This window comes from Cryobacterium sp. TMT1-19 (genome assembly GCF_004403055.1).
In the GTDB taxonomy this organism is placed as follows: domain Bacteria; phylum Actinomycetota; class Actinomycetes; order Actinomycetales; family Microbacteriaceae; genus Cryobacterium; species Cryobacterium sandaracinum.
In genome coordinates this window covers 1-24,852 of record NZ_SOHB01000061.1, presented here as the reverse complement: position 1 = coordinate 24,852, position 24,852 = coordinate 1, and the positions used below count along the sequence as shown (strand labels likewise).

The 24,852-nt window shown below is 67.7% G+C and carries 27 protein-coding genes; 6 read left to right on the top strand and 21 right to left on the bottom strand.

Features of this window, described 5'->3' with window-relative positions; genetic code table 11:
• The first annotated feature begins 35 nt into the window (after window positions 1-35).
• On the top strand, window positions 36-2,402 hold the full coding sequence (locus tag E3T40_RS14585; RefSeq protein WP_134544439.1) for a hypothetical protein: 2,367 nt from the start codon (window positions 36-38) through the stop codon (window positions 2,400-2,402).
• Between the two features lie 111 nt (window positions 2,403-2,513).
• On the opposite strand, the gene dprA is transcribed toward E3T40_RS14585, so the two are convergent.
• The 5 genes from dprA to E3T40_RS14560 all read right to left on the bottom strand — a co-directional run bounded on the left by dprA (window position 2,514) and on the right by E3T40_RS14560 (window position 7,769).
• Window positions 2,514-3,773, bottom strand: coding sequence for a DNA-processing protein DprA (gene dprA, locus E3T40_RS14580; RefSeq protein ID WP_134544436.1), 1,260 nt, complete (start codon window positions 3,771-3,773; stop codon window positions 2,514-2,516).
• Window positions 3,770-5,305, bottom strand: coding sequence for a YifB family Mg chelatase-like AAA ATPase (locus E3T40_RS14575; RefSeq protein ID WP_104195171.1), 1,536 nt, complete (start codon window positions 5,303-5,305; stop codon window positions 3,770-3,772). The genes dprA and E3T40_RS14575 overlap by 4 nt, the downstream gene beginning before the upstream one ends.
• Window positions 5,305-5,661, bottom strand: a complete 357-nt coding sequence (locus E3T40_RS14570; RefSeq protein WP_104195253.1) for a YraN family protein — start codon at window positions 5,659-5,661, stop codon at window positions 5,305-5,307. Before E3T40_RS14570 ends, E3T40_RS14575 begins: the two co-directional genes overlap by 1 nt.
• A 199-nt stretch (window positions 5,662-5,860) precedes the next feature.
• Window positions 5,861-6,571, bottom strand: a complete 711-nt coding sequence (locus E3T40_RS14565) for an SGNH/GDSL hydrolase family protein (RefSeq protein ID WP_166786652.1) — start codon at window positions 6,569-6,571, stop codon at window positions 5,861-5,863.
• A gap of 58 nt (window positions 6,572-6,629) precedes the next feature.
• Complete coding sequence (locus tag E3T40_RS14560; RefSeq protein WP_134544433.1) at window positions 6,630-7,769, bottom strand: dipeptidase; 1,140 nt, start codon at window positions 7,767-7,769, stop codon at window positions 6,630-6,632.
• Between the two features lie 141 nt (window positions 7,770-7,910).
• Here E3T40_RS14560 and E3T40_RS14555 point away from each other — a divergent pair, with 141 nt between their 5' ends.
• Window positions 7,911-8,723 carry a metal-dependent hydrolase gene (locus E3T40_RS14555; protein ID WP_104195169.1) on the top strand — a complete coding sequence of 271 codons (813 nt, stop codon included), beginning with the start codon at window positions 7,911-7,913 and terminating at the stop codon, window positions 8,721-8,723.
• A 60-nt stretch (window positions 8,724-8,783) separates the two neighbouring features.
• On the top strand, window positions 8,784-9,230 hold the full coding sequence (locus E3T40_RS14550; RefSeq protein ID WP_104169860.1) for a nitroreductase family deazaflavin-dependent oxidoreductase: 447 nt from the start codon (window positions 8,784-8,786) through the stop codon (window positions 9,228-9,230).
• A 90-nt stretch (window positions 9,231-9,320) separates the two neighbouring features.
• On the opposite strand, the gene E3T40_RS14545 is transcribed toward E3T40_RS14550, so the two are convergent.
• The 11 genes from E3T40_RS14545 to rpsP form a co-directional block, all read right to left on the bottom strand.
• On the bottom strand, window positions 9,321-10,790 hold the full coding sequence (locus E3T40_RS14545; protein WP_134544430.1) for a glyceraldehyde-3-phosphate dehydrogenase: 1,470 nt from the start codon (window positions 10,788-10,790) through the stop codon (window positions 9,321-9,323).
• Between the two features lie 73 nt (window positions 10,791-10,863).
• Window positions 10,864-11,187, bottom strand: coding sequence for a DUF2469 family protein (locus tag E3T40_RS14540; RefSeq protein ID WP_066596196.1), 324 nt, complete (start codon window positions 11,185-11,187; stop codon window positions 10,864-10,866).
• 12 nt (window positions 11,188-11,199) lie between these two features.
• Window positions 11,200-11,841, bottom strand: a complete 642-nt coding sequence (locus E3T40_RS14535) for a ribonuclease HII (protein ID WP_104169858.1) — start codon at window positions 11,839-11,841, stop codon at window positions 11,200-11,202.
• Window positions 11,842-11,844: 3 nt separating this feature from the next.
• On the bottom strand, window positions 11,845-12,591 hold the full coding sequence (gene lepB / locus E3T40_RS14530) for a signal peptidase I (protein ID WP_104195168.1): 747 nt from the start codon (window positions 12,589-12,591) through the stop codon (window positions 11,845-11,847).
• An 85-nt stretch (window positions 12,592-12,676) separates the two neighbouring features.
• The gene (gene rplS, locus E3T40_RS14525; protein ID WP_104195167.1) at window positions 12,677-13,021 is read right to left on the bottom strand and encodes a 50S ribosomal protein L19; all 345 of its coding nucleotides are present in this window, start codon (window positions 13,019-13,021) and stop codon (window positions 12,677-12,679) included.
• Window positions 13,022-13,213: 192 nt separating this feature from the next.
• Window positions 13,214-13,792, bottom strand: a complete 579-nt coding sequence (locus tag E3T40_RS14520; protein WP_134544427.1) for an MFS transporter — start codon at window positions 13,790-13,792, stop codon at window positions 13,214-13,216.
• A gap of 36 nt (window positions 13,793-13,828) precedes the next feature.
• Window positions 13,829-14,578, bottom strand: coding sequence for a tRNA (guanosine(37)-N1)-methyltransferase TrmD (gene trmD, locus E3T40_RS14515; protein ID WP_134544424.1), 750 nt, complete (start codon window positions 14,576-14,578; stop codon window positions 13,829-13,831).
• Window positions 14,579-14,587: 9 nt separating this feature from the next.
• Window positions 14,588-15,469, bottom strand: coding sequence for a formate/nitrite transporter family protein (locus E3T40_RS14510; RefSeq protein WP_134343031.1), 882 nt, complete (start codon window positions 15,467-15,469; stop codon window positions 14,588-14,590).
• A gap of 87 nt (window positions 15,470-15,556) precedes the next feature.
• Window positions 15,557-16,231: a ribosome maturation factor RimM gene (rimM, locus tag E3T40_RS14505; protein WP_104103111.1), complete on the bottom strand. Its 675-nt coding sequence runs from the start codon at window positions 16,229-16,231 to the stop codon at window positions 15,557-15,559.
• Window positions 16,232-16,253: 22 nt separating this feature from the next.
• Window positions 16,254-16,490, bottom strand: coding sequence for an RNA-binding protein (locus E3T40_RS14500; protein WP_104103108.1), 237 nt, complete (start codon window positions 16,488-16,490; stop codon window positions 16,254-16,256).
• Between the two features lie 2 nt (window positions 16,491-16,492).
• The gene (gene rpsP / locus E3T40_RS14495; RefSeq protein ID WP_104195163.1) at window positions 16,493-16,918 is read right to left on the bottom strand and encodes a 30S ribosomal protein S16; all 426 of its coding nucleotides are present in this window, start codon (window positions 16,916-16,918) and stop codon (window positions 16,493-16,495) included.
• A gap of 284 nt (window positions 16,919-17,202) precedes the next feature.
• On the opposite strand from rpsP, the gene E3T40_RS14490 reads away from it, so the two are divergent.
• Window positions 17,203-18,339: a glutamate--cysteine ligase gene (locus E3T40_RS14490; RefSeq protein WP_104169852.1), complete on the top strand. Its 1,137-nt coding sequence runs from the start codon at window positions 17,203-17,205 to the stop codon at window positions 18,337-18,339.
• 348 nt (window positions 18,340-18,687) lie between these two features.
• On the opposite strand, the gene E3T40_RS14485 is transcribed toward E3T40_RS14490, so the two are convergent.
• Both E3T40_RS14485 and ffh read right to left on the bottom strand, forming a co-directional pair.
• Complete coding sequence (locus E3T40_RS14485) at window positions 18,688-19,527, bottom strand: LLM class F420-dependent oxidoreductase (protein ID WP_134544421.1); 840 nt, start codon at window positions 19,525-19,527, stop codon at window positions 18,688-18,690.
• Between the two features lie 70 nt (window positions 19,528-19,597).
• Window positions 19,598-21,172, bottom strand: a complete 1,575-nt coding sequence (gene ffh / locus E3T40_RS14480; protein ID WP_104103097.1) for a signal recognition particle protein — start codon at window positions 21,170-21,172, stop codon at window positions 19,598-19,600.
• A 76-nt stretch (window positions 21,173-21,248) separates the two neighbouring features.
• Between ffh and E3T40_RS14475 the strand changes: the two genes are divergently transcribed.
• A complete protein-coding gene (locus E3T40_RS14475) occupies window positions 21,249-21,560 on the top strand; it encodes a putative quinol monooxygenase (protein WP_134544418.1) in 312 nt (103 codons plus the stop codon).
• Window positions 21,561-21,590: 30 nt separating this feature from the next.
• Here the strand turns inward: E3T40_RS14475 and E3T40_RS14470 are convergent, their stop codons facing one another.
• Entirely contained in the window at window positions 21,591-22,094 is a 504-nt protein-coding gene (locus E3T40_RS14470) for a DUF2004 domain-containing protein (protein WP_104171690.1), read from the bottom strand.
• A 7-nt stretch (window positions 22,095-22,101) separates the two neighbouring features.
• Complete coding sequence (gene ftsY / locus E3T40_RS14465) at window positions 22,102-22,977, bottom strand: signal recognition particle-docking protein FtsY (RefSeq protein ID WP_104103088.1); 876 nt, start codon at window positions 22,975-22,977, stop codon at window positions 22,102-22,104.
• Between the two features lie 312 nt (window positions 22,978-23,289).
• Here ftsY and E3T40_RS14460 point away from each other — a divergent pair, with 312 nt between their 5' ends.
• A complete protein-coding gene (locus E3T40_RS14460) occupies window positions 23,290-23,670 on the top strand; it encodes a four-helix bundle copper-binding protein (RefSeq protein WP_134544415.1) in 381 nt (126 codons plus the stop codon).
• 37 nt (window positions 23,671-23,707) lie between these two features.
• Here the strand turns inward: E3T40_RS14460 and E3T40_RS14455 are convergent.
• The coding region (locus E3T40_RS14455) for an AAA family ATPase (protein ID WP_166786651.1) at window positions 23,708-24,852 on the bottom strand (1,145 nt) is incomplete at its 5' end.

Sequence of the window (24,852 nt, the reverse complement as noted above, 5' to 3'; positions counted from 1 at the left end):
CATTCATGCTCGTTCGATAGCTGTGAGAGGTTGACGTGACTTCCCTCCGTCCCCACCGTTCCGCATCCGGAAACACCCGCCTCTCATTCTTCGGCCTCACCGCCGCCGTGACCCTTGCCGTGTTGGTCGTGTCCGTAACCGGTGGCGCCTCCGCGTATTACACCGCCCCCGGGATCGGCTCCGGCTCGGCAGCCCTCGGCACGCTGCTTCCGCCCACCGACGTGCTCGTTCCCGCGACGAGCGCCGGCACCGTGAGCCTGCGCTGGACGGTATCCGTCGGCACGCCCGCGCCGACCGGCTACTACGCCACCCGCACCAAGACCGGCACCGGCACGCCGACCCCGGCCTGCGGCACCAGCCCGACCATCATCGTGGCCACCGCGTTTTGCGACGACCTGCTCGTTCTGACCGGCGACTATACCTACACGGTCACCGCCGTCTACAACGGCTGGACCGCGGCGAGCGCCCCCAGTGGCAGCGTGACGATCTCGAATCCGACGAAAGTCGCGTTCCAGGCCCAACCGTCCGACGCGACCAGCGGCGCCGTCTTCACTGCCCAGCCCAGCGTCGCGATCCAGAATGCCGCCGGAGAGACCGTGCCCACCAGTACCAGCCCGGTCACCCTGGCAATCACCGGGTCGCCCGCCGGAGCGAACCTCACCTGCGACCAGAATCCGCTGCCAGCCGGATCCGGCATCGCGGTCTTCTCCGGCTGCCAGATCGACAGGGCCGGCACGTACACACTCACCGCGACCGCGAACGGGCTCACCGCCGCCACAAGCGGCAGCATCACCATCGCCGCCGGCAGCGCCACGCAGCTCGTGTTCGCAACGCAACCTTCCAACAGCACCGGCGGGATGGTATTCCCCACCCAGCCTGTGGTCACGGTGCTGGACGCGTTCGGAAATACCGTCACCGTCAGCAACGCCTTCATAACCCTCAGCATCACGACGCCCGGCGGCGCCAGGCTCACGTGCCCAACCAACCCGCTGGCGGCAGCATCCGGTGTCGCGGTCTTCACCGGCTGCGCCGTCGACAGGGCCGGTACCTATACGCTCACCGCGGCCTCCGGTGCCCTGACCGCCGCCACGAGCACCGCCCTGACCGTTTCCGTGGGCTCCGCGAAGAAACTGTCCTTCACCCAACCTGCCGTTGACTTCTCCGCCACCAGCCAGACCACGTTCGCCGCGCCCGTCCAACCGGTTGTCACCGTTCAGGACGCCGGCGGAAACACCGTCACCGGCAGCACCGCAACAATCAGCCTCGGCCTCACCTCACCCGCCGGGGCCAGCCTGACCTGCGCCGCGAACGCCCGGGCTGCCGTCTCAGGCATCGCCACCTTCGCCGGCTGCCAGATCGACAAGGCCGGCAGCTACACGCTCACCGCCACCTCGGCCGGGCTCGCCGACGCCACGAGCAACGGCATCAACGTCACCGCCGGACCCCCTAAGAGACTCGCCTTCACCGCACAGCCCGCCAATAGCAGTAGCGGCGGAACCCCGTTCTCAACCCAACCTGTCATTGCCGTGCAGGATGCGTTCGGAAACACCGTCACCACCAGCACTGCCCCCATCAGCCTCAGCCTCAGCCTCACGACTCAGGCAGGCGCCGCGTTGTCCTGCACCTCAGGCAACCCGCTCGCGGCCGCGTCCGGTGTCGCGGCCTTCACCGGTTGCCGGATCGACAAACCCGGCAGCTACACACTCACGGCGGCCTCAGGGACCTGGATGGCCGAGTCCAACAGCCTCACCATATCGGTCGGCTCCGTAGCGAAACTAGCCATCGCCTTCCCGACCAGCACTGCCATCAGTCAGAGTGCCTTCTCCACCCAACCGGTTGTCACGGTGCAGGATGCCGGTGGCAACACCGTCACGAACAGCACCGCAGCCGTGACATTGAGCCTCACCAACGCACCCGTCGGGGCCACCCTGTCCGCGTGTGCTTCCGCCAGCACCGCCGGCGTCACGACCTTCACCGGTTGTCGGATCGACAAGGCCGGCACCTACACACTGACGGCCGTCGTGGCAGGCCCCATCACGGCCACGAGCAACACCATCACGATCTCGGCCGGGGCCGCGTCCAAACTCGCTTTCACCGGAACATTCCCTCAGAAGAGCCATAAGAGGAACGACTTCTTCGTGCCTCAGCCGGAAATCACGATCCAGGATGCCTTCGGCAACACAGCGAACGCCGCTGTAAGCGTCACGCTCTCTGCGAGTCCACCGTCCAACAGATCCGGCACGCTGTCGTGCGCGGCGACAACCAGGACTTCTCTCAACGGTGTTGCTACGTTCAGTGGCTGCCAGGTCAGTTACCAAGGCAATCAAGCGGGCCTGTACACGTTCACGGCGGAAGCTTCGGGGCTTGTGAGCGCCTCCGTCATCGTCACGATCGTCCAGTGATCAGGAGTCTTCCAGTGATCATGGATGACAACGACGGGGCCACGGTCGACGTGCTCATACGCCGAAAGGACGGGGACGACCAGGGGGGGTGGTCGGGTGAACGGCGAACCGTTACCGGCCGCGCACCCAGCCGGTCTCCTTCTCCCGAACCACCCCCTCCAGGTCGAGGGCGCCGAGGGACCCCTGCACCGTTGACATCGACAGTCCGGCCCGACGGGCGATGTCTGTCACGCTGCGCGCCGCCCGCGTGCTCAGAGCGTCGAACACGCGCACCTGCTCGCTCGTGCGGCCGCCGAACCCGGCCGTGTCTCCGTCGGCGGGCGGCAGGTCGAGGGCGAGGCTCAGCATCCGTTCGCCCACCAGTTCGGCCATCTCCGCGGCTGTGCTGACGCAAACGGCGTCATACTCGCGGATCAGCCGATGGCAGCCGGCCGACGTCGGCGAGGTCACCGGGCCCGGAACGGCCCCGAGCGGCCGGCCGAGAGCGGCGGCATGCCCGGCAGTGTTGAGCGAACCCGAGCGCCAGCCGGCCTCGAGCACGACCGTGGCCGCGCTGGCGGCGGCGATCAACCGGTTGCGTTGCAGGAACCTCCATTTGGTGGGCGCGGCCCCGCAGGGCAGTTCGGAAATGATCGCCCCCATCGTGGCGATGCGGCTCAGCAGGGCGTCGTGGCCGCTCGGATAGTAGCGGTCCACTCCCCCGGCGAGGAACGCGACGGTCAGCCCCGAGCTGGCCAGTGCCGCCCGGTGCGCCATGCCGTCAATGCCGTACGCCGCCCCGGAGACGATGAGGAAGCCGCGGTCGACGAGCCCGGCGGAGGCCTCCATCGTCACATGCTCGCCGTAGCCGGTGGCCGCGCGGGCACCCACCAGGGCGATCGAGTTGGACAGCGCGGTCAGAGCGGTCGGGATGCCCCGCCACCAGAGTGCGATCGGCGCGTGGACTGCCAGGTCGTCGACGCCTCTCGGCCAATGTGCATCAGTGGGCACCAGGAGCCCGGCGGACGCGCGCGCCGCCTGCTGCAGGGAACGGATCACCTCGGCCGAGGATAACCGCGGCCGCCAGCGTTGCAGGGCCTGCTCCAGTAGGGCCTGCAGGTCGTCGGTCAGTGGCAACCCCGTTGCGGCCAGCGCGCCCGCGAGCCGGGCCCCGGTCCACAGGTCGAGGACGGCACTGAGTGCCGGCCCGGCCCCCAGCCCCTGCACGAGCAGTCCGGCGGCGCCGTCGCCCGGCTCCGAGATACCGGTCCACGCGGCGCGCGCGAACACATCGGCGGCGGCCGCGGCATCCGTCGGGCCAGACCCGGCGGATGCCCGCACGCCCCCGGTCAGCGCAACCACCGTGGATTCCTCCAGCCCAAACAGCATCATGACGTCATTCCCTTCCGCAGGTACAAGGCCTGCCCTACCTGTTCAATGCCGGGCCGGGACACGCCCTCGAGGTCGGCGATGGACCAGGCCACCCGCAGTACACGGTCATATCCGCGCATGGTGATGCCTCCGCGTTCAAGCGCCCGGTCAAGGATGGCCGTGGCCGCTCTGCCCAGCCGGGCCTGGGGGCCGCGCAGCCAGGGGCCGGGCACATCGGAGTTCAGCGTCCACGGCGTGCCGGCGAGGCGCTGGGCCGCGGCGGCTCGGGCCTCGATCACCCGTCCGCGGGCGACGGCGCTCGCCAGTCGGGGCGTCTCGGTGGCCAGCCGCAGCTGGGCGGCAGTGATGCGCTGCACCCGCAGCTGAATGTCGATACGGTCCAGCAGCGGTCCCGAAATGCGCGCCAAGTACCGTCGTCGGGAGCTCGGCGGGCAGGTGCAGTCCAGGTCAGGGGCGCCGTACTGCCCGCAGGGGCACGGGTTGGCCGCCATCACCAGCTGGAAGCGGGCCGGGAAGTGGGAGACCGCGTTGGCGCGGTGAATGCTGATCACCCCGGATTCCAGCGGCTGCCGGAGCGCGTCAAGCACCGCCGAGGCGAATTCGGGAGCCTCATCGAGGAAGAGCACCCCGTGCGAGGCGCGCGCCGCCGCGCCAGGCCGGATCTGCCCGCTGCCGCCGCCGACCATGGCCGCCGCCGTCGCCGTGTGGTGCGGGGCCTCAAGCGGCGGGCGGGTGATCAGGGCGCGCCCGACGGCGCGGCCGCTGAGCGACCGCATGGAGCTGACCTCGAGGGAGGCCTCAGCGTCGAGGTCGGGCAGCAGTCCGGGCAGCCGGGCCGCCAGCATGGTCTTGCCGGCGCCGGGCGGCCCCACCATGAAGACGTGGTGACCGCCGGCCGCCGCGATCTGCAACGCCAGGATCGCATCGTCATTGCCGATGATGTCGACCAGGTCGGGTTCGGCCGTCTCCGCCGCGGCGTCGCCGGGGACGAGGATGGGGTCAACCGGGATCGGTTCGAGTTCGGCGCCATGCCAGATGGCGGCGTCCCGCAGGGAGGCGACACCGATCACCCGCACGCCCGGCACGAGGGACGCCTCATCGACGTTGCCGGCGGGCACCATCACCGTGCCGTGGCCAAGCCGGGAGGCCGCGATCACCGCCGGGAGCATGCCCGGCGTCGGCCGCAGCCGTCCGTCGAGGGCCAGCTCGCCGATGTGCACCACCCGGCCCACCGACGCGGCCGAGACCACCTGGTCGGCCCCGAGGCAGGCCAGCGCGATGGCCAGGTCGAAGCCCGACCCGTGCTTCGGCAACGACGCCGGGGAGAGGTTGATGGTGAGCTTGTTGCGGGTGAGCGGACAGCCCGAGTTCTTCGCCGCCGCCCGCACCCGCTCGGTGGCCTCCGACAGGGCCGCATCGGGCAGCCCGATCAGGATGATACCCGGCAGCTGCCCGGAGATGTCGGCCTCCACCTCGACCAGTGCCCCGGTCATCCCGGCCAGGGCCACCGCATGCGTGCGGGCGAGCCCCATCAGAACACGCCCATCAAGTGCTCGATCACGGGCTCGGTGCCGGGACGGATGATCACGGCGATGGCGTCGACACGGATGCGGGCGGGCCGGGCATCCGCCTGTTCGCACCACGCCGCCGCGAGGCGACGCAGCCGGGCGAGCTTGGCGACAGTGATGGCCTCGAACGGATGCCCGAAGCGGGTTCCCGAACGCGTCTTCACCTCGACGAAGACGACCTCTCCCCCGAGCTCGGCGACCAGGTCGATCTCACCCTGCCCACAGCGCCAGTTGCGCTCCACGACCCGGTAACCGGCGGCGGCGAGGAAGAGGGCGGCGCACTCCTCGCCCTGCCTGCCCAGTTCGTCTTTGCGTGCCACGAGCACCTCCGCCCCCAGCGTGCCGGGTAGGCGCTCCCGGCACTCGCGGGGTCGACAAGCTGTGCGGTCGGCGGCGCGGCCGCGTCTGGGGAGGACCACCCCCGGCCCGGCGGTCCGTCTGTGCTGACCAGCGTCCACGCGGTGCAATCAGCTCTGCCGTTCCGGGAGCGACACAACCAATCGATCAGGACTCGCTCAGCTACAGCCCCAGCGCGGCGAGCGCCGCGTCCATCTGCTCGGCGACGGCTGCGTAGCCGGCGTCATTGGGGTGCAGGCCGTCGTCGGCCATCCACTCGGGGTGCCCGTCGAGCCAGTAGGAGGCGCCGGAGATGTAGTCTGCGTCGGCGCCGAGCGCGGCCGCCTGAACCCAGCCGATGATCTGCTCCACGGAGTCCGGGCGCTCCTCGGTGTACCAGAACGGCTCCACGACGATGAGGCGCGCCTCTGGCAGGGCCGCCCGGATCATCTCGAAGTCGCGGGTGATCGCCGCCTCGATCTCGTCGGCGCGGGACGGCATCGAGAAGTTGTCGTTGAGCCCCATGGTGCTGATCACGATGTCCGGCCTGGCAGCGATGACCTGGTCGATCAGATCATCCCCCCGCCGCTGGTTCACGAAGCCGAGGCCGTTGCGGCTCGGGTTGACCTCGGTCCAGTCGCGCTCGGCCGAGACGATGGTCGACCAACGTTTGTCCGCGGCCGAGCCGCCGGTGCCGCGCGTGTAGGAGTCGCCGTAGAAGGCGACCACGGTCTCGCCGGGGCCGCGGGCCGCGGGGCCCGGGTCGGCCTTGCCCAGGCCGCGGCCCAGGACGCCGCTCTGGGCGAGCATTGCCAGGGCCACCGCCCCCGCGAGCAGCACGGCGGCGGCGATCCACACGGTGATCCAGAAGGCAGGGCGTCGTCGAGGGGTCATGACACTGATTCGGAGCCGGGCACCGGCAGGGTTGGCGGAACACGCCGGCCCGGCATGCTCAGCGCACCAACCGGGGCACCGAGGCGCCGGATGCCGCGTGTCCGGCGGCCGCGAACGCGGCATCCGTCTCGCGCAACACCCGCAGCACGTTGGCGCCGGCAAGGGCCGCGAGGTCGGCGGCCGGCCAGTCGCGCCGGGCCAACTCGGACAGCAGCGCGGGGTAACCGTCGACGCCTTCGAGGCCGGCAGGGAACTCGTCGGTGCCGTCGAAGTCGCCTCCGAGGCCGATGTGGGCCATCCCGGCGACGCGGCGGGCGTGTTCGACGTGATCGGCGACATCCGTCAGCGTCACGACCGGCGCCGGCCCGGCCCGGTCGCCCTCGAACCAGACCGAGTAGTCCTCGGACAGGAATTGGGGCACGAAGGTGAGCATGAGCACCCCGCCGTTGGCGGCCAGGCGGCGCAGCACGTCGTCGGGCACATTGCGGGGGTGGTCACTGAGGGCCCGGCAGGAGCTGTGACTGAAGATGACGGGCGAGTCGGACGCGTCCAACGCCGCGTGCGCCGTGGCCGGGGAGACGTGCGAGAGGTCGACCAGCATGCCCAGCCGGTTCAGTTCGTGCACGTAGTCGACGCCGCGGGGTGTGAGGCCACCGTGCTCGGGTTCATCGGTGCCCGAGTCGGCCCAGGTCGTGTTGTGCACGTGGGTGAGGGTGAGGTAGCGCACGCCCAGCCGGGCGAACATGCGCAGCGCGGCCGGGGAGTCGTTGAGGCTGTGTCCGCCCTCGGCGCCGAGCAGGGAGGCGATGCGCCCGATCGCTCGGGCGGCCTCCACGTCGGCGGCACTGCGCGCGATGCCGAAGTCGTCGGGGTAGCGCGCGGCGAGGCGGTAGACCCAGTCGATCTGCTCAAGCGTGCCCTGCACGGCGTCGGCGCCTGTGTGGTCGTCGCTGACGTAGACCGACCAGAACTGCGCTCCGACCTGCCCTGCCCGCAGCCTGGCGATGTCGGTGTCGGTGGACAGACCGCGCCCGAGACCCTCCACGGAGTAGTCGCGGCTCTGCCGGCACTCCCACGCCCAGTCGTTGTGGCCGTCGATCAGCGGGGCCAGGGCCAGCGCCTGCTCCACGACGACGGATGCCGCGACGCTGACAACGACGGATGCCGCGGCGGGCGCGGACGGAACCGGTGTGCTCATGCCCCCACGCTAGTGCCGGCCGGCACGGGCGGGGAGCGGAAGCCACCTACAGTTGAACCGGAACTGGTGAACCGGCCCAGTCGAGGCTCGGCATGCCCCCGATGGCCTGAATCAGACTTGGACCAGTTAGGACCCCCTCTCATGATGGGTGCACACCATGCCATGACCGGCGCCGCCGCCTGGATCGCCGTCACGGCGACCGCCGGGCACGGCCTCGGGCTCTTTCCTGTGACGCCCGTCGGCACGATCGCCGGCTCGCTGCTCTGCGCCGGGGCGGCCCTCCTCGCCGACGCCGACCACAACTCGGCCACCATCTCGCAATCCGTCCCGGTGCTCGGCCGGCTCGTCACCACGGGGATCTCCCGGGCCTCCGGCGGCCACCGGCACGGCCTGCACAGCCTGCTCGGCCTGTTCTCGGCGTGGCTGCTCGCCACCGTGATCGGTCTGGTGCTCTGGGAGCCCGTCTGGGCCACGGAACCGGTGCGCGCCGGCCCGGCCCTGATGAGCGCCGCGGCGATCGCGTTTGCGGCCAAGGTGCTCGGCCTCTCGAAGCAGTCGTGGGGGCTGGCCTGGGCGATCGGCTTCGCCGTGGCGGCTTTCATCGCCGTTTTCGCCCCGGAGCAGCACTCGTGGTTCGTGATCTGCTTCACACTGGGCTACGGCGTGCACCTTCTGGGCGACCTGCTCACCACCGGCGGGCTGCCCCTGTTTTGGCCGTGGATCCCGAAACCGCCCAGATGGTGGCGCCGGGTGCCGGTGCTCGAGAATCTGTGGTCATCGGGCGGCTACCTGTCCGTGCCGGTGCTGGGCAACGCCGGCTCCCTGCGGGAGTGGCTGCTGCTGATCCCGGTCACCGCCTATGCGGGCTACGGCGTGCTGTTCGCGCTGCTGGAGACCTGGGACGTCAACCTGGAGGCCACGCTGGTGGACATTGCCGGGGCGCTGCCGCTGTAGCGGGGCAGAAGACGCCGGGACATCCGTCGGTCGCCCCTGTTCACCTCGTAGGCTGGAGGCATGGGACTGCGCAATCGGCTGACGGATCTGCAGATGAAGACGATGAGCGTGCTGCACCGCGCGGTGCTGACGGCCTCCGGCGGGCGCCTGCTCGCCTCGTTCGGGTCGATGCCGGCGGTCGAGCTGCACACCATCGGCCGCTCCAGCGGCAAGCGTCGCACGACCATGCTCACCGCCCCCGTGCACGGGCACCAGCGCTTCGTGCTGATCGCCTCGAAGGGCGGCGACGACCGCCACCCGCAGTGGTATCTCAACCTGGTCGCGAGCCCCGACGTCGAGCTGACCGTGCGCGGCACCACCCTGAAGCTGCGGGCGCGGACCGCGTCCCCCGCGGAGAAAGCCGAGCTGTGGCCGCAGATCGTGGCGGCCTATCGGGGCTACGACGGCTACCAGCAGAAAACCGGCCGTGATATCCCGGTCGTGATCTGCGAGCCCCGGCCGCGCTGACCCGAACCCGGGCCAACGCCGCTCGGTGACTCAGACCAGGGTGACTCAGACCAGAGTGACTCAGACCAGGGTGACTCAGACCAGAGTGACTCAGACCAGGGCGACCGACTCGATCAACACCTTCGGGAACACCGGCGGATGCACGCCCGCCATCTCCTCGAGCACCCGGATGACCTGGCAGCTGTACCCGTATTCGTTGTCGTACCAGACGTACAGCACGACCTTCGTGTCGGTGCAGATGGTGGCCAGGCCGTCGACGATGCCGGCCCGGCGGGAGCCGAGGAAGTCGCTGGAGACCACCTCGGGCGAGTCGATGTAGTCGATCTGCTTGTGCAGCTCGGAGTGCAGCGACATGGTGCGCAGGTAGGTGTTGAGCTCGTCCTTGGTGGTGCCCTGCGTGAGGGTGAGGTTGAGGATCGCCATCGACACGTCGGGCGTGGGCACCCGGATGGCGTTGCCGGTGAGCTTGCCGGCCAGCTCGGGCAGCGCCTTGGCGACGGCCTTCGCGGCCCCTGTCTCGGTGATCACCATGTTCAGGGCGGCGCTGCGCCCGCGGCGGTCGCCCGAATGGAAGTTGTCGATCAGGTTCTGGTCGTTGGTGAACGAGTGCACCGTCTCCACATGGCCTTCCCGGATACCGAAGCGGTCGTTCACGGCCTTGAGCACGGGCGTGATCGCGTTGGTGGTGCAGGATGCCGCCGTGATGATGGCGTCGTCCGCGGTGATGGCGTCGTGGTTGATGCCGTGCACGATGTTCTTCAGCGCGCCCTTGCCCGGAGCCGTGAGCAGCACCCGGGCGACACCCGGGCAGGCCAGGTGCTGGCGGAGTCCGTCGGCGTCGCGCCAGCGTCCCGTGTTGTCGACCACGACAGCGTTCTGGATGCCGTATCGGGTGTAGTCGACGGTGGCCGGGTCGCTCGAGTAGATGACCTGGATCAGCGTGCCGTTGGCGAGGATCGTGTTGCCCACCGGGTCGACGGTGATGGTGCCCTCGAATGGTCCGTGCACCGAGTCGCGGCGCAGCAGGCTCGCCCGCTTGACGATGTCGTTATCCGACCCGCGGCGCACCACGATGGCCCGCAGGCGCAAACCCTGTCCCCCGCCGGCGTGGTCAATCAGGATGCGCGCGAGGAGACGTCCGATCCGGCCGAAGCCGTACAGCACGACATCCGTGCCCGCGGTGACGAAGTCACCCTGCCGGTCGACGACATCCGCCAGCTCGGCCCGGAGGAATTCCTCCCGGCCGCGCCCGGCACCCTCGAGTTTGTAGGCCATGGCCAGCCGGCCGAGGTCGATCGACGCGGTCCCGAGCCGGAGGGTGCTGAGGGTCTGCAGTAGCGGCAGGGTCTCCTCCAGGGGCAGTTCCACATCGTCGATGTGGCGCGCGAAGCGGTGCGCCTTGAGCAGTCCGATCACCGACTGGTTGACCAGTCCCCGGCCGTGCACGCTCGTGACGACGTGATTTTCCCGATACAGACGGCCGATCAAGGGGATCATCTCTTCAGCGAGTGCCTCCCGGTTGATCCACGAGGCCAGAGCGCGATCAGATTCCTGAAGCAAAAGACATACCCTTCGTTCTCGACCGCATCGTTGCGCCGAGTGTGCAGACCCCCCGGCCTGAGTCTTCGTTGTGCTACTCGTCGAGCGCGAGTTCCTTCGGCAGTTCGAACTCCTTGGACGCGAGTTCCTCGACGTTGACGTCTTTGAAGGTCAGCACCCGCACCGACTTCACGAACCGGTCGGAACGGTAGACGTCCCAGACCCAGACATCTTTCATGGTCAATTCGAAGTAGAAGTCGTGCTCCGTGTCACGGCGCACCAGTTCGACCTCGTTCGCGAGATAGAAGCGTCGTTCGGTCTCGACGACGTACTGAAACTGCCCCACAACGTCTCGGTACTCGCGGTACAGGGCCAGCTCGACCTCGCGGTCGTAGTCCTCGAATTCATCTTCTTCCATGGTTCCTCAATCCTACGCTGTGATCTTCAGCCAGGATTTGCGATGCAGCAGGGTGGGTCCGAGCAGGGCGATCGCCGCCATGTGGGCGGGGCTGCCGTAGCCCTTGTTGCCGGCCCACTCGTAGCCGGGCGTCACGGCATCCGCCTCGATCATCAGAGCGTCGCGGTGCACCTTCGCGATCACGGATGCCGCGGCCACCGACGCGCAGTCCTGGTCGGCCCGCACGCGGGTCACCACGTTGAGCGGAGTGCTCAGTGCCCTGTTCAGCCAGTCGTCGTTGCCGTCCAGGAGCACCACGGCGCCGGTGATGTCGACCCCGGCCGCGAACAGATGCGCGAGGGCCCGCTTGCCGGCCAGGCCGAGCGCGGCGATGATGCCCAGTTGGTCGACCTCCAGCGGCGTCGCGAGGCCGACCGCTGAGTGCAGTGCCCAGGCGACAGCCAGCGGCGCGAGGAGCCCGCGCCGGGGTTCACTGAGCATCTTGGAGTCGCGCAAACCGGCCGGGAAGGCCGAAGCTGAGGCGTTGACGACGGCCACACCTACCCCCACCGGACCGGCAAGGGCGCCGCGGCCGACCTCGTCGACACCGATCACGCAGGTCGCCCCGGCGGCCAGCAACGCCCGTTCGACGTCGAGGGTCGGATCCACGACCATTCCCTACCTCGTCTCCGTGGGGACGCCCTGGAAGACCTCCGGGAAGTCGTCGAGCCAGGACCAGCGCGCGGTCGGCCAGCTGATCACGAGGGCGCGCCCGACGACGTTGTCGATGGGCACGAACCCCTTGCCGGGGGTCTCGGTGTTGTAGCGGGAGTCCTTGGAGTTGTAGCGGTTGTCACCCATCACCCAGAGCGAGCCGTCCGGCACGACGATGTCGAAGTCGTCCTGCGAAACGCTCGTCTCCCCGGTCGGCAGAGACACATAGGGTTCGGACAGAGGCACGTCGTTGACGCTCATCTGGCCGAGCGGGTTGCAGCAGGTGACGTGGTCGCCCGGCAGCCCGATGACGCGTTTGATCAGGTGGTCGTTGCTGTCCGGCGCCGACAGCCCCACCGCGGCCATGACCCAGTCCACGGCGGCGATGACGGCGTTCTGCTCGAGGGGCGCCTGCGGCAGCAGCCAGCCGCCCGGATCCCGGAACACGACGACGTCGCCGCGTTCGACCGGGATCAGTTTCGGTTCGAGCTGGTTCACGATGATCCGGTCGTTGATCAGGAGGGTGGTCTCCATCGACCCGGAGGGAATGTAGAACGAGCGCACCAGGAACGTCTTGATCAGGAACGAGATGAGCAGCGCCACCACGAAGATGACCAGCAGGTCACGTATAAAGAGTGCAACGCCGCGCTTCTTGCGCTTTGTTTCTGTTCCCTGGCGATTGGATCGCGTGGGCAGAGAATTATCTGTCATTAAACCGCCTGAGCTCCTGACCCAGTGTACGGGTGAGGAGCTCAGGGGGAATCCAGCGCAAGCTGGAAGTCGACTGCGACGGGTGTTAGTCGCGCTTCTCCTTGATCTTGGCCTTCTTGCCGCGCAGGTTGCGCAGGTAGTACAGCTTCGCGCGACGCACGTCACCACGGGTGACGACCTCGATGCGGTCGATCACCGGGGAGTGCACCGGGAAGGTACGCTCGACGCCGACCTGGAAGCTGACCTTGCGTACGCAGAACGTTTCGCGCACGCCTTCGCCGGAGCGTCCGATGACGACTCCCTGGAAGACCTGCACACGAGAGCGAGCGCCCTCAACGATGTTGACGTGGACCTTGACGGTGTCGCCGGCGCGGAACGCCGGAATGTCCTTGCGGAGGGATGGGGCATCCACCTGGTCGAGAATATGCATACTGTTCGCTCTCTGTATCCGCCACAGGACGACTACGGCTTATGCGATCCGACACGCGAGGCGAGCGAATCAGCAAATGAATGAGTTTGTTTCGTGCCGATACGTTGCAGCTCCCCTGTGGCAGAGGCTTGCCACGGCACAAACGATGATTATGTCACGAAACGCACCATGCCCGCAAAAGCTGGGTGAAGGTCAGGCCTCCGGCGCCTGACCGTGCTTCTTCCCGGATTCCTTCTTCTCGAACGACTCCCCGGGCGGGCGGAGTGGATGCTCGCGCACGATGATGACGGAGGGATCCGGCGTGGGGTTGAAACCGTCGGTCGGCGGCAGCGTGGGCGGCACGGTCGGCAGGAACGCGGGGCCCCTCGCCGTCTCCTCGACCAGGAGCATCATGGCCCGCATGCTGCGGCGGGCGGCGGCGATCAGCTCCCAGATGGCGAACCAGAACGCGCCGATTCCGACCACGATCACCAGCGCGGCGAGGCCCGGCGCGACGCCGTAGGTAAAGCCCATGCCCACGATCAGGGCGTGCCAGAGCGTGAGGATGCCCACGTCGGCCCACGACACCATGCGGGTGCTGCGCACCTCGGTGCGGGCGAAGAAGATCAGGCTCACGGCGAGCAGGCCCACACCGACCACGAGGCCGCTGAAGAAGCTGCCGACCACGTCCCAGCCGCCGCTGCCGTAAACGGAGGCGCCGACCAGGAGCCACGCCGGAAGCACGAGGACGGCAATGAACTGCCAGTAGTAGAAGAACCTGCGTACGAACACGGAATCAGACTACCCGGGCGACCTGCTCCGGCGAGCTCAGTTCGCTGGCGGCAGAAGGTCCGGGCGCACCCGGGCCGTGCGCAAGAATTGCTGCTCCCGCCGCCACGCCGCGACGGCGCCGTGGTTGCCACTGAGCAACACCGACGGAACGTCGAGGCCGCGCCAGGCCGCGGGCTTCGTGTAGCTCGGATATTCGAGGAGGCCGTCCTCGTGGGATTCCTCGACAAGGCTTTCCGGGTTGCCGACGACCCCCGGGATCAGACGACCGACGGCCTCGATTATGGCCATCACGGCCACCTCTCCCCCGTTGAGCACGTAGTCGCCGAGACTGACCAAGCGCACCCGCCCGTCCTGCTCGAAGTGGTCGAAGACCCGCTGGTCGATGCCCTCGTAGCGTCCGCAGCCGAAGATGAGGTTTGATTCCTCGGCCAACTCCCGGGCCATGGCCTGCGTGAACAAATCCCCAGCCGGGGACGGGAAGATCAGGAGCGGACTGGCATCCGTCGCCGTCGTTTCGGGCATGACGGACGCATCCGACGGCTCGGCACCCAGGTGCACGTCGGTGAGGATCGCGTCGATCGCGTCACCCCATGGCTCCGGCTTCATCACCATGCCGGCGCCGCCGCCGTAGGGCGTGTCGTCGACGGAGTGGTGCCGGTCGTGGGTGTGGTCGCGCAGGTTGTGCACCCGAAGGTCGATCAGCCCCGATTGCCGGGCCTTGCCGACCAGGGAGACGTCGAGGACGGAGAAGAACTCCGGAAAGATCGTGATGATGTCGATACGCACGGGAGAAGTCTACGAGCGAACGAGCGTGGGTTCGGCAGGCTCGGTCGCCTCGGCGGCCACCTCCGCGTCGACGTCGACTGCTTCACCGGATGCCGGGGCGCGGTTCACATGGGTACGGTGCGAGAAGTAGATTGGCAGCGCGGTGAAGAGGATGGCGCCCAGGACGTTGCCGAGGAGCACCGGGGCCTGGTTCCATACCCACCACTGCCCGACCGTGACGTCGGCGCCGAGCATGATGCCGGCCGGGATCGCGAACATGTTGACGATCGCGTGCTCGAGGCCGAGGCTGAAGAAGGTCGTCACCGGCAGCCACATCGCGAGGATCTTGCCCCCCGTGGACTTGGACGTATAGAACATGATGGTGCCGATGGCGACCATCCAGTTGCAGAGCATGGCCTTGATGATCACGACAAGGATGCCGCCGGCACCGACCGCCTCGTAGGGCAGCACCTTGTGCTCGGCGAGGTCGATGATGGCCTGGACCATCGGGTCGGACATGTCCGTGCCCAGATAAGTGATCGACGTCGTGTAGAGGAAGGCGTACAGTCCGGCCCCGAAGAGGTGGGCGAGAATGACCACGAAGAAGTTCCTGAGTCCCCGGGTGACCGTCGTGCGCCTTTCCATGATCGCAAGCGGGACAAGGGCGAAGCTACCGGTGACCAGCTCGAGACCCAATAGCAGGATCATCGCGAAGCCGACCGGGAAGAGCACGGCCCCGACGATCGGCAGCCCGGTCTGGGCCGTGGCGGTTAAGGCGACGGTCGTGGCCGCTCCGAGAATCGCCCCGGCAAGCGCACCCCGCATCACCATTTGCCCCAGGGTCAGTTGCGTTTTAAGCATGCCGGAGTGAGTGATGTCATCGACGAGTTGGCTCGGTTTAACGTACGACATGCGCCGGTGCTCCAATAAGAGGTCTGCCGCGTCGTGACGAGGTGGGGAGCCGGTCGGGCGCGGCGCGCCTCTCCCCGAGGAGGTGTTTCAGCTCCGGCCGGGGGCTCCGTCAACCTCGGCCTGGGGTTCTGATTCAGTTTCGGGGGCAGCCGTGGCTGCGGTGTTGTCACTATTGTCGACGTTGTCATCGTCGTCGTCCGGTTCCTCCGGGAGCTCTTCGAGCAAGCCGGGAGGCGGGGTGATGGTGACGATGCCGGTCGCGATGTCGACGGAGGGCACGATGGCCTTCACGAATGGGATCATGACCTCGGCGGCGGGGGTCTTCACGATCAACAGGTCCTGCGCGGGAAGGTGCTCCAGCCGCGCGATGGTTCCGATCTGGACGCCGTCGCGCACGACGGAGAGGCCGATCAACTGGTGGTCGTACCAGGCGTCTTCTTCGCCGGACTGTTCCGCGTCGTCTTGGTCGATCCAGAGGATCGCCTTGGCGAGGGCTTCGGCCGCTTCACGGTCGGGGACATCCTTGAAGAAGCCCACCGCGTGCTGGTTGTACCAGCGGAGCTCGACGAGCTCGATTTTCTTGCCGTGCCAGGGTGAACCCGTGGGCACCTGCAGGGTGAACACGGCGCCCGGGACGAAACGACGTCCCGGGTCATCCGTGAACAATTCCAGCTTGATCGCTCCCTTGAGACCGTGCGCCTTGGTCAGGCGCCCCACCCTCAACTGGCTGCGCGGAGTCGTACTGTCGTTCACCGAACTCATATCCAACTACTCATTTACCAGTTCAGAAATCGGTGTCGACGACGTCAACGCGCACGCGCCGGCCGTCGGCCAGCGCGGCCACGAGGGTGCGCAGTGCCTTGGCGGTGCGCCCGGAACGCCCGATCACGCGGCCAAGGTCTTCGGGGCTCACACGAACCTCGAGAACCTCGCCCCGTGGGGACGTCTGGGTCACAACATGCACATCGTCCGGGTGATCGACGATCCCCTTGACGAGGTGCTCAAGCGCGGGAGCGAGCAAAATTACGCCTTGTCCTCTTCGGTTGCCTCCGCGGCAGCCTCGGTCTCCTTGGGTGCCTCTTCCTTGGCCACAGGCTTGACGGCCTTCGGCTTCAGAACCGGCTTCTTCTTCTCGTCGGCGACGAACGGAGCCTTCGGCTCCTTGAACTTCACGGTACTGACGGCGTTCTTGTCACCCTTGAAGATGCCCCAGTCGCCGGTCAGCTTGAGGAGAGCCTCAACCTGCTCTGTCGGCTGTGCTCCAACGCCCAGCCAGTACAGGGCACGCTCGGACTTGACCTCGATGATGGAGGGCTCCTGCGTGGGGTGGTAGATGCCGATCTCTTCGATGACACGACCATCGCGCTTGGTGCGCGCGTCGGCAACGACGATGCGGTAGTACGGTGCACGGATCTTGCCCATGCGCTTCAAACGAATTTTGACAGCCACAATTCTCCTGTGTATTTGATTTTTGGCGAACTGGGGGCCGTGAGCGTGGGGGCACACTCGGCACAAGCTCAATAAGGTTTTTCCTGCGCCTGAGTAGAGGGTCGGACGCAAGAGAACTCGACTGATCATTCTGTCAGACATCGACGACTTTCTGATAATCGACCGGCTGGGCGGCGCGGTCATCACCGGACCCGCGGCCGGCTGAAGCGCCGCTTCGCCAATCGGTGTCAGGATTGTCACACAACCACGCCCGAAGGGGTGAACCAGGATCGGAAGGACCGCGCATGGGGATCGAATTTGCCCGGTCGAAACGGTCAACCATTGGCATCGAGTGGGAACTCGCCCTCGTCGACCGCGAGTCGGGTGACCTGGTCTGCCTGGCCGAAGAGGTGCTGACGGCTCTGGCTGCGCCCGACGGCACGCCGCATCCGCACATCACCGGGGAATTGCTCCTGAACACGGTCGAACTCGTGTCGGGGGTGCACCATACAGTTGCGGGCGCCGTCACGGATGTCGCCGTCCAGGTTGACGAGGTGCGCGCCATCACGGATCCGCGGGGCGTCGAACTCATCTCTAGCGGATCGCATCCGTTCAGCCAGTGGTTCGACCAGAAGGTCACGGACAAGGCCCGCTACCACCGGTTGATCGACCGCACCCAGTGGTGGGGCCGCAACATGATGATCTGGGGCATCCACGTGCATGTGGGGATCGAGGACAAGGCCAAGGTCATCCCGATTTTGAACGGCCTGCTCGGCTACCTGCCGCACCTGCAGGCCCTGTCGGCGTCGAGCCCGTTCTGGGCCGGCGTGAACACCGGCTACGCCTCCAACCGCGCCCTCATGTTCCAGCAGTTGCCCACCGCCGGCCTGCCGTGGATCCTGCAGGACTGGGAGGCCTGGGAGCGCTACGTGGCCGATATGACCGCCACCGGGGTGATCGAGGACGCGACCGAGGTGCGCTGGGACATCCGTCCGTCGCCGCGATGGGGAACCATCGAGGTGCGCGCCTGCGACGGCGTGTCCACGACGGAGGAACTCGGCGCCATCGCCGCGTTCATCCAGTGCCTGGTCGACTGGATGTCTAAGCGTCTCGACGCCGGCGAGACGGTCGGGTCGATGCAGCCGTGGTTCGTTCGCGAGAACAAATGGCGGGCCGCTCGCTACGGCCTGGACGCCGAGATCATCACGGATGCCGCGGGCGCCGAAAGCCTGGTGACCGACGATGTGCGCCGGCTGATCGGCATCCTCTCCCCCGTCGCCGAGCGTCTGGGCTGCCTGGACGAGCTGCAGAGCCTGAACCGGATCATCACCGCGGGTGCGAGCTACCAGCGGCAGCTGCGCGTCGCCGAGGCGCACGGCGGCAGCCTGCCGGCCGTCGTGAAGTCGCTGACCCGCGAACTCCGCACGGGCCTCCCCGCATAGCTGAGTGAGCCCTCATGGCCGTGGACGATGCGGGATCGCGGCTTGGGGGTTCCGAGCCGGGTGTTCGTGATGTCGACGCAGGCAGGCAGTGGACCGTGACGCGGGATGTGAGTGCGTTCCGGTTATCGTGTCTCTCGGGTCCGCGGCCCTGCAGCAACTCCGTCCCCAACGAATTCGACGGAGATTTTGGCGGAATCGGCCCGTCACACACCGAAAAACCCGTTTCACACCAAAATCTCCGTCGAATTGGTTCACCACCGAAGCCGGCGTTCCGCCTGTAATGATCAGCGTCCACGTGGTGCGGGCAGGACTGACCATCCGGGAGCCATACCACCACTCGATTAGGACTCACGCATCTCGGGTGCAGCCCGTCTCGAGCGCGTTTTTTGTGTCGCGCCAGGCGAGCCAGTCAGTGAGCGAGGCCAGGTCGTAGTGCGGGCCGGACAGCCCAAGGGTGAAGAGGCGGGCGCCTAGGTCATAGAGCTCGTCGGCCTCGGTTACGGTACGGGCCCGCAGCTCGGTGGAGATCTCGATCTCGGAGAGATCCCGGCCCACCGTGTCACACCACTTCGAGAGCACGCCGAGCTTGTGCTCGAGCACCGCGGGAGTGGAAAACGAATGCCAGATGTCCGCATGTCTCGCCACGATCCGGAGGGTCTTCTTCTCGCCCCCGCCGCCGATCAGCACCGGGATGTCGCGCAGGGGCGGCGGGTTCAGCTTCGCCCAGCGCGCCTCGATCCGCGGGAGGTCGGCTTCGAGGGCGTCCAGGCGGGTGCCCGCGGTGCCGAACTCGAAGCCATACTCGTCGTAGTCGCGCTCGAACCAGCCGGAGCCGGTGCCGAAGATGAACCGGCCGCCGCTGATGTGGTCGATGGTGCGCGCCATGTCGGCCTGCAGGTCGGGGTTGCGGTAGCCATTGCAGTTGACCAGCGCGCCCAGCTCGATGGTGGAGGTCTGCTCCGCCCAGGCCGCGAGGAGCGTCCAAGACTCGAAGTGGAGGCCGTTCTCTTCGCCGGAGAGCGGAAAGAAGTGGTCCCAGTCGAACGCGATGTCCGTGCCCAGGGCCTCGACCTCCGCCACGGTCACCCGGATCTTCGGATAGAGGGCGTGCTGCGGGGCGATTTGCACACCGATACGCACCCGGTCGGCCGTGGAGGAAGGCGTGGAGGAGGGCGTGGAGGAGGTCATGCGCTCATCCTAAACCGGCGGCCGGGGGCATCCGCAGCGCAGTCAGCGGCTCAGCGTTTGCGGCGCAGTGTCACCGACCGAGCATCTTCTGCAGGGCGGCCATCTCGTCTTCGGTGGGACCGCCCGCCTTCCTGGCGCCGCCGAGGCCGAAGCCCGTGCCGCCGCCCGCACCGGGGCCCGCGCCAGCGGGCTTCTCACCGGACGCGATCGCCAGATTCTCCGCCGCGCGCTTGGCCGGGTTGCCCGACTTCGAGCCCTTCTTCTTGGGCTGCGGCTTGCCACGGCCGCCGCCGCCCATGCCGCCGGGGACCGGGCCCATGCCGGGGATGTTGGGCATGCCGCCCTTGGCGACCGTCTTCATCATCTTGGCGGCCTGCTCGAATCGCGACACGAGCTGGTTGACCTCGGTCACGGTCGATCCGGCGCCGCGGGCGATGCGCAGCCGACGGGATCCGTTCAACAGCTTCGGGGTGGTGCGCTCGGCCTTGGTCATCGACTGGATGATGGCCTCGGTGCGCACGATCTCGCGCTCGTCGAAGTTCTCGAGCTGCTGCTTCATGGCGCCGGCGCCGGGGAGCATGCTCATCATCTTCTTGATCGAACCCATGTTGCGCAGCTGCTGCATCTGCCCGAGGAAGTCGTCGAGGGTGAAACTGTCGGTGGAGAACTTCTCCGCCATCTTGCGTGCTTCGTCTTCGTCGAAGGCACCCTGCGCCTGCTCGATCAGGGTGAGGATGTCACCGAGGTCGAGGATGCGGCTGGCCATGCGGTCGGGGTGGAACGGCTCGAAGTCGTCGAGGCTCTCACCGGTCGACGCGAACATGATCGGACGGCCGGTGATCGAGGCCACGGACAGGGCCGCACCGCCGCGCGCGTCGCCGTCGAGCTTGGAGAGCACCACGCCGGTGAAGTCGACGCCGTCCTGGAACGCCTTGGCGGTGGCCACCGCGTCCTGGCCGATCATGGCGTCGATCACGAAGAGCACTTCGTCGGGGTCGATGGCCGTGCGGATGTCCGCGGCCTGCTTCATCATCTCCGCGTCGACGCCGAGGCGTCCGGCGGTGTCGACGATGACCACGTCGTGCATCTTCTGCTGCGCGTACTTGACGCCGTCGCGGGCAACCTTGACCGGGTTGCCGACGCCGTTGCCGGGCTCGGGCGCGTAGACGGGCACGCCCGCCTGGGCGCCGACGACCTCGAGCTGGGTGACCGCGTTCGGGCGCTGCAGGTCGGCCGCGACCAGGATCGGGGTGTGGCCGTCTTTCGCGAGCCACTTCGCGAGCTTGCCGGCGAGGGTGGTCTTACCGGCACCCTGGAGGCCGGCGAGCATGATGATGGTCGGCGGCTTCTTGGCGAATTCGAGTCGGCGCTGCTGACCGCCGAGGATCTCGACGAGCTCCTCGTTGACGATCTTGACGACCTGCTGGGCCGGGTTCAGCGCCTTGCTGACCTCGTCGCCGAGGGCACGCTCGCGCACCTTGCCGGTGAAGTCCTTGACCACCTCGAGGGCGACGTCGGCGTCGAGCAGTGCGCGCCGGATCTCGCGAACGGTGCCGTCGACATCCGCCGCGCTGAGCTTGCCCTTGGTGCGGAGATTCTTGAACGTCTCGGCTAGGCGATCTGAGAGGTTTCCAAAAGTAGCCATGATGCGTTTAGTTTAACCGGTCGCGGAGCCTACGTTTGTTCGGGTGCGCAAACCGCATCCGAAGCCAGGAGTCACCATGTCCGTCGTCGTCGTCGCCGTACTCACCCCGAAGCCCGGTCGCAGCCAGGAGATCCTGGACGCGTTCGCCGTGGTCTCCCCCACGGTGCACGCCGAGACCGGCTGCGAACTGAATGCCGCGCACACCGACGGTGACCTGGTGGTCATGGTCGAGCGCTGGGCCAGCGTCGCCGACCTCGCGGTGCACGCGACCGGCGCGGGAATCACCGAACTTGGTGCGCTCACCGATGAGGCACTGGCCGTCTCCACGGACGTCAAGGTGCTGCAGAACGTGCCGTTCGGCGACCCGGCCAAGGGCACCATCCAGTAGGGAGCACCGACGTCCGACCGGACTGCTGCGCTACTGCTCGACGGCGATCAGCACGGGGTCGCCGTGCACGTCGATCGTGACCACGAGCAGGGCGTCGGTGTCATCGGGGCTGATCGAGTACTCGAGCACCGCGAAGTGCTCCTCGCTACGGAAGTGGTGCGGGTGGAAACCGATCCGCTGCAGCTGGATGGAGCGCAGAAAATCGATTTGTTTGTCGCCCGAATCCCAGATCAGGGCGTCGTCGAGAACCTCGGGATCCATTTCGTCGAGTTCGGTCGTGATGTAGGCGCCCGTCACCGAGCCCTCCTTGCTGAGGTCGGCCACGAGCGATTCGCGGGCCTGCGAATCGAGTCCCTCGATGTCGTTGACCATGGCCGCCGCAATGTCGAGCGCTTCGGCCGAGACGGACTCCTCGTCGGGGAAGCTGAGGTCGATCTGCACGTCCTGGTCGCCCAGTTCGGCCGAATCCGACCAGCAGACCTCGCCAGCATCGTCACTGCCGAGAATTCCGAAGAAATCGTGTTCGATGGTCATGACTGTCCTATCCGACGAGTTTTTGTGCGAAAACGTGCGGCGTGAAACCGGTGAGGTCGTTGATGCCCTCGCCCTGGCCCACGAGCTTGATGGGGATGCCGGTCTTCTCCTGCACGGCGAGCACAAAGCCGCCCTTGGCGGATCCGTCCAGTTTGGTGAGCACGAGCCCGGTCACGCCGGCGTGCTGGATGAAGGCCTCGGCCTGGGCCAGGCCGTTCTGGCCGGTCGTCGCGTCGAGCACGAGGAGCACCTCGGCGATCGGGGTCTGCTTCTCGATCACCTTGCGGATCTTGGTGAGTTCGTCCATCAGGCCGCCCTTGGTCTGCAGCCGCCCGGCGGTGTCGATGATCACGATCTCCGTGCCGTCTTTCATGGCCCGCTCGACGGTCTGGAAGGCGACGGATGCCGGGTCCTGGCCGTGGGCCTGCGGCCGCACGATGTCGGCGCCCGCCCGTTCGGCCCAGGTTGCCAGCTGTTCCACGGCGGCCGCACGGAACGTGTCTGCCGCCCCGATCAGCACGCTGCGGTTGTAGGTGCGCAGGAACTTCGCGAATTTGCCGATCGTGGTGGTCTTGCCGACGCCGTTGACGCCGACGACGAGCACGACGGCAGGCCGCGCGCTGAGGTTGAGGGTGGAGTCGAGCTTGGAGAGCCGTTCCTCGAGGCCTTCGCGCAGCATCCGTTGCAGGTCGGTCGGGTCGGTCGTGTTGTACCTGGCGACCTTGGCCCGCAGGTCGGCCACGACCGCCTCCGTGATGCTGGGACCGAAGTCGGCCTGGATGAGCGCGTCTTCGAGGTCTTCCCAGGTTTCGGCGTCGATGAGCTTCTTCGCGAACATGCCGCGCAGTGCGCCGGAGAGAGACCAGGGGGTGCGTTCTGCCATACCTACAGCCTATGGCTCGCGCGGTATCTGCGCCGCTGCGCCCCAGGTGTGCCTCGCGCGAAGCGGCGCAGCCGGCGCGTACCGAGCGGAGGACCTCCGAACCGATGGTGCGGACCGGGAGCGGCACCGCCCCGATAACGCTCGTTCGTGCGATTCGTGCCGTCACACGAGCGACCCGACCCGGCAGAATGATGGGGTGACGGCCCAGACCTCACCCTCTTGTGTCGGCATCGTCCACGTCACGGCACGTCCTTCCGAGCAGGAATGTGCAAGCCCCCCGACAGCCGCCCGGACCCGGTCTAGGGTGTCGGCATGGCAGTCAGCACAGGGCCCGAGAGTGTGCGCACCGGGATCAACCGGTGCATCGCGGCGTGCGACGCGCTCGTGACGGTAAGCGAGGACTGCGCGGACGCCTGCCTCCGCATCAAGGGCAACGGCGACATCACCCGCTGCTTCTTCGCCGACCTGGACTGTATCGAGGTGTGCTCGTCGACGAGCCAGCTGCTGTTCTGGCATGCGCGCAAGGACGGGCTGATGACCATCGCGCTGCTGGAAACCTGCCGCGAGGCCGCCCGGGCATCGATCGCGGCCTGCGAGAACATGGCCCGGCTGCATCCGGGCTGGCACACCTGCAGCATGGCCTGCCGCCGGGTCGACGAGGCCTGCGCGCGACTCCTGGCCGTACTGCGCTAACGTTCTTCACTCGACAGCGGCGATCAGCGGCGACGTGTCAGGATGCCTGCTCGTCATCCTTCGCGATGCGCTGCCCGACCACGGCCGAGACCCCATCGAGGCGCATCGAGACGCCGTAAAGGGCATCCGCGATCTCCATCGTGCGTTTCTGGTGGGTGATCACGATGAGCTGACTGGTGGCGCGCAGGTCCTCGAAGATAGTCAGCAGCCGGCCGAGGTTGGCGTCGTCGAGGGCAGCCTCGACCTCGTCCATGATGTAGAACGGACTCGGGCGGGCCTTGAAGATGGCGATCAGCAGGGCCACGGCAGCGAGCGAGCGCTCCCCGCCCGACAGCAGCGAGAGCCGCTCGATCTTCTTGCCGGCGGGCTTGACCGAGACCTCGATGCCGGTCGTGAGCAGGCTGTCGGGATCGGTGAGACGGATGCTGCCGCTCCCGCCCGGGAACAGCACCGGGAACACCTCGGCGAACGCCGCCTGGGTGTCGTCGAAGGCGCTGCCGAAGATGGCACCCATCTTCTCGTCGATCTCCTCGATGATGGTGAGCAGGTCGCGGCGCGTGTTGGTGAGGTCGGTGAGCTGCTCAGTGAGGAAGCGGTGCCGCTGCTCGAGCGCGGCAAACTCCTCGAGGGCCAGCGGGTTCACTCGGCCGAGCTGGGCGTAGCGGCGCTCGGCGACGGTCAGGCGGCGCTGTTGGTCGTCCCGGTCGAAGCGGACGGGTTCGGCGGTCGGGTCTGAGCTGTTCTGGACGGCGCCCGGGATCGGCTGGTCGGGCCCGTACTCGGCCACGAGCACGTCTTCGGTCAGACCGAGGTCGCTGACGGCGCGCTCGAGCAGCCCGGACAGGTGCAGCTTCTTCTCGTAGATGGCCAGTTCCAGGCCGTGCACGGTCTCGGTGACGGCCTGCAACCGGGCGCGCAGGGCGCTGTCCTCCCGGCGCAGCGCCGCGATTTCCTCGTTCTGGCTGCTGCGCTCCGCCTCGGCGGTGGCCAGGCGCAGCCTGGCCTCGCTGGCGGAGGCGTCGACCGAGGCAAGCACCAGCGGGAGCGCCTCGGCCACCCGGCTGGCGGCATCCACCTGACGGCGACGGATGACCGCACGCCGGGCTGCCTCCTCGGCCGCCGCCCGCGCGGCAGTCTGCTGTTTCGCGAGCGCGTCGGCCCGCGCCTGCCCGGCGCGCACGC

What these genes read in the sequence shown, in the direction of transcription:
- dprA (WP_134544436.1), bottom strand. Translation starts at nt 3,773, where the DNA reads ATGATGCTGTTTGGGCTGGAGGAATCCACGGTGGTTGCGCTGACCGGG.
- E3T40_RS14575 (WP_104195171.1), bottom strand. Translation starts at nt 5,305, where the DNA reads ATGGGGCTCGCCCGCACGCATGCGGTGGCCCTGGCCGGGATGACCGGG.
- E3T40_RS14565 (WP_166786652.1), bottom strand. Translation starts at nt 6,571, where the DNA reads ATGACCCCTCGACGACGCCCTGCCTTCTGGATCACCGTGTGGATCGCC.
- E3T40_RS14560 (WP_134544433.1), bottom strand. Translation starts at nt 7,769, where the DNA reads ATGAGCACACCGGTTCCGTCCGCGCCCGCCGCGGCATCCGTCGTTGTC.
- E3T40_RS14555 (WP_104195169.1), top strand. Translation starts at nt 7,911, where the DNA reads ATGATGGGTGCACACCATGCCATGACCGGCGCCGCCGCCTGGATCGCC.
- E3T40_RS14550 (WP_104169860.1), top strand. Translation starts at nt 8,784, where the DNA reads ATGGGACTGCGCAATCGGCTGACGGATCTGCAGATGAAGACGATGAGC.
- E3T40_RS14540 (WP_066596196.1), bottom strand. Translation starts at nt 11,187, where the DNA reads ATGGAAGAAGATGAATTCGAGGACTACGACCGCGAGGTCGAGCTGGCC.
- E3T40_RS14535 (WP_104169858.1), bottom strand. Translation starts at nt 11,841, where the DNA reads ATGGTCGTGGATCCGACCCTCGACGTCGAACGGGCGTTGCTGGCCGCC.
- lepB (WP_104195168.1), bottom strand. Translation starts at nt 12,591, where the DNA reads ATGACAGATAATTCTCTGCCCACGCGATCCAATCGCCAGGGAACAGAA.
- rplS (WP_104195167.1), bottom strand. Translation starts at nt 13,021, where the DNA reads ATGCATATTCTCGACCAGGTGGATGCCCCATCCCTCCGCAAGGACATT.
- E3T40_RS14510 (WP_134343031.1), bottom strand. Translation starts at nt 15,469, where the DNA reads ATGTCGTACGTTAAACCGAGCCAACTCGTCGATGACATCACTCACTCC.
- rimM (WP_104103111.1), bottom strand. Translation starts at nt 16,231, where the DNA reads ATGAGTTCGGTGAACGACAGTACGACTCCGCGCAGCCAGTTGAGGGTG.
- E3T40_RS14490 (WP_104169852.1), top strand. Translation starts at nt 17,203, where the DNA reads ATGGGGATCGAATTTGCCCGGTCGAAACGGTCAACCATTGGCATCGAG.
- E3T40_RS14485 (WP_134544421.1), bottom strand. Translation starts at nt 19,527, where the DNA reads ATGACCTCCTCCACGCCCTCCTCCACGCCTTCCTCCACGGCCGACCGG.
- ffh (WP_104103097.1), bottom strand. Translation starts at nt 21,172, where the DNA reads ATGGCTACTTTTGGAAACCTCTCAGATCGCCTAGCCGAGACGTTCAAG.
- E3T40_RS14475 (WP_134544418.1), top strand. Translation starts at nt 21,249, where the DNA reads ATGTCCGTCGTCGTCGTCGCCGTACTCACCCCGAAGCCCGGTCGCAGC.
- E3T40_RS14470 (WP_104171690.1), bottom strand. Translation starts at nt 22,094, where the DNA reads ATGACCATCGAACACGATTTCTTCGGAATTCTCGGCAGTGACGATGCT.
- ftsY (WP_104103088.1), bottom strand. Translation starts at nt 22,977, where the DNA reads ATGGCAGAACGCACCCCCTGGTCTCTCTCCGGCGCACTGCGCGGCATG.
- E3T40_RS14460 (WP_134544415.1), top strand. Translation starts at nt 23,290, where the DNA reads ATGGCAGTCAGCACAGGGCCCGAGAGTGTGCGCACCGGGATCAACCGG.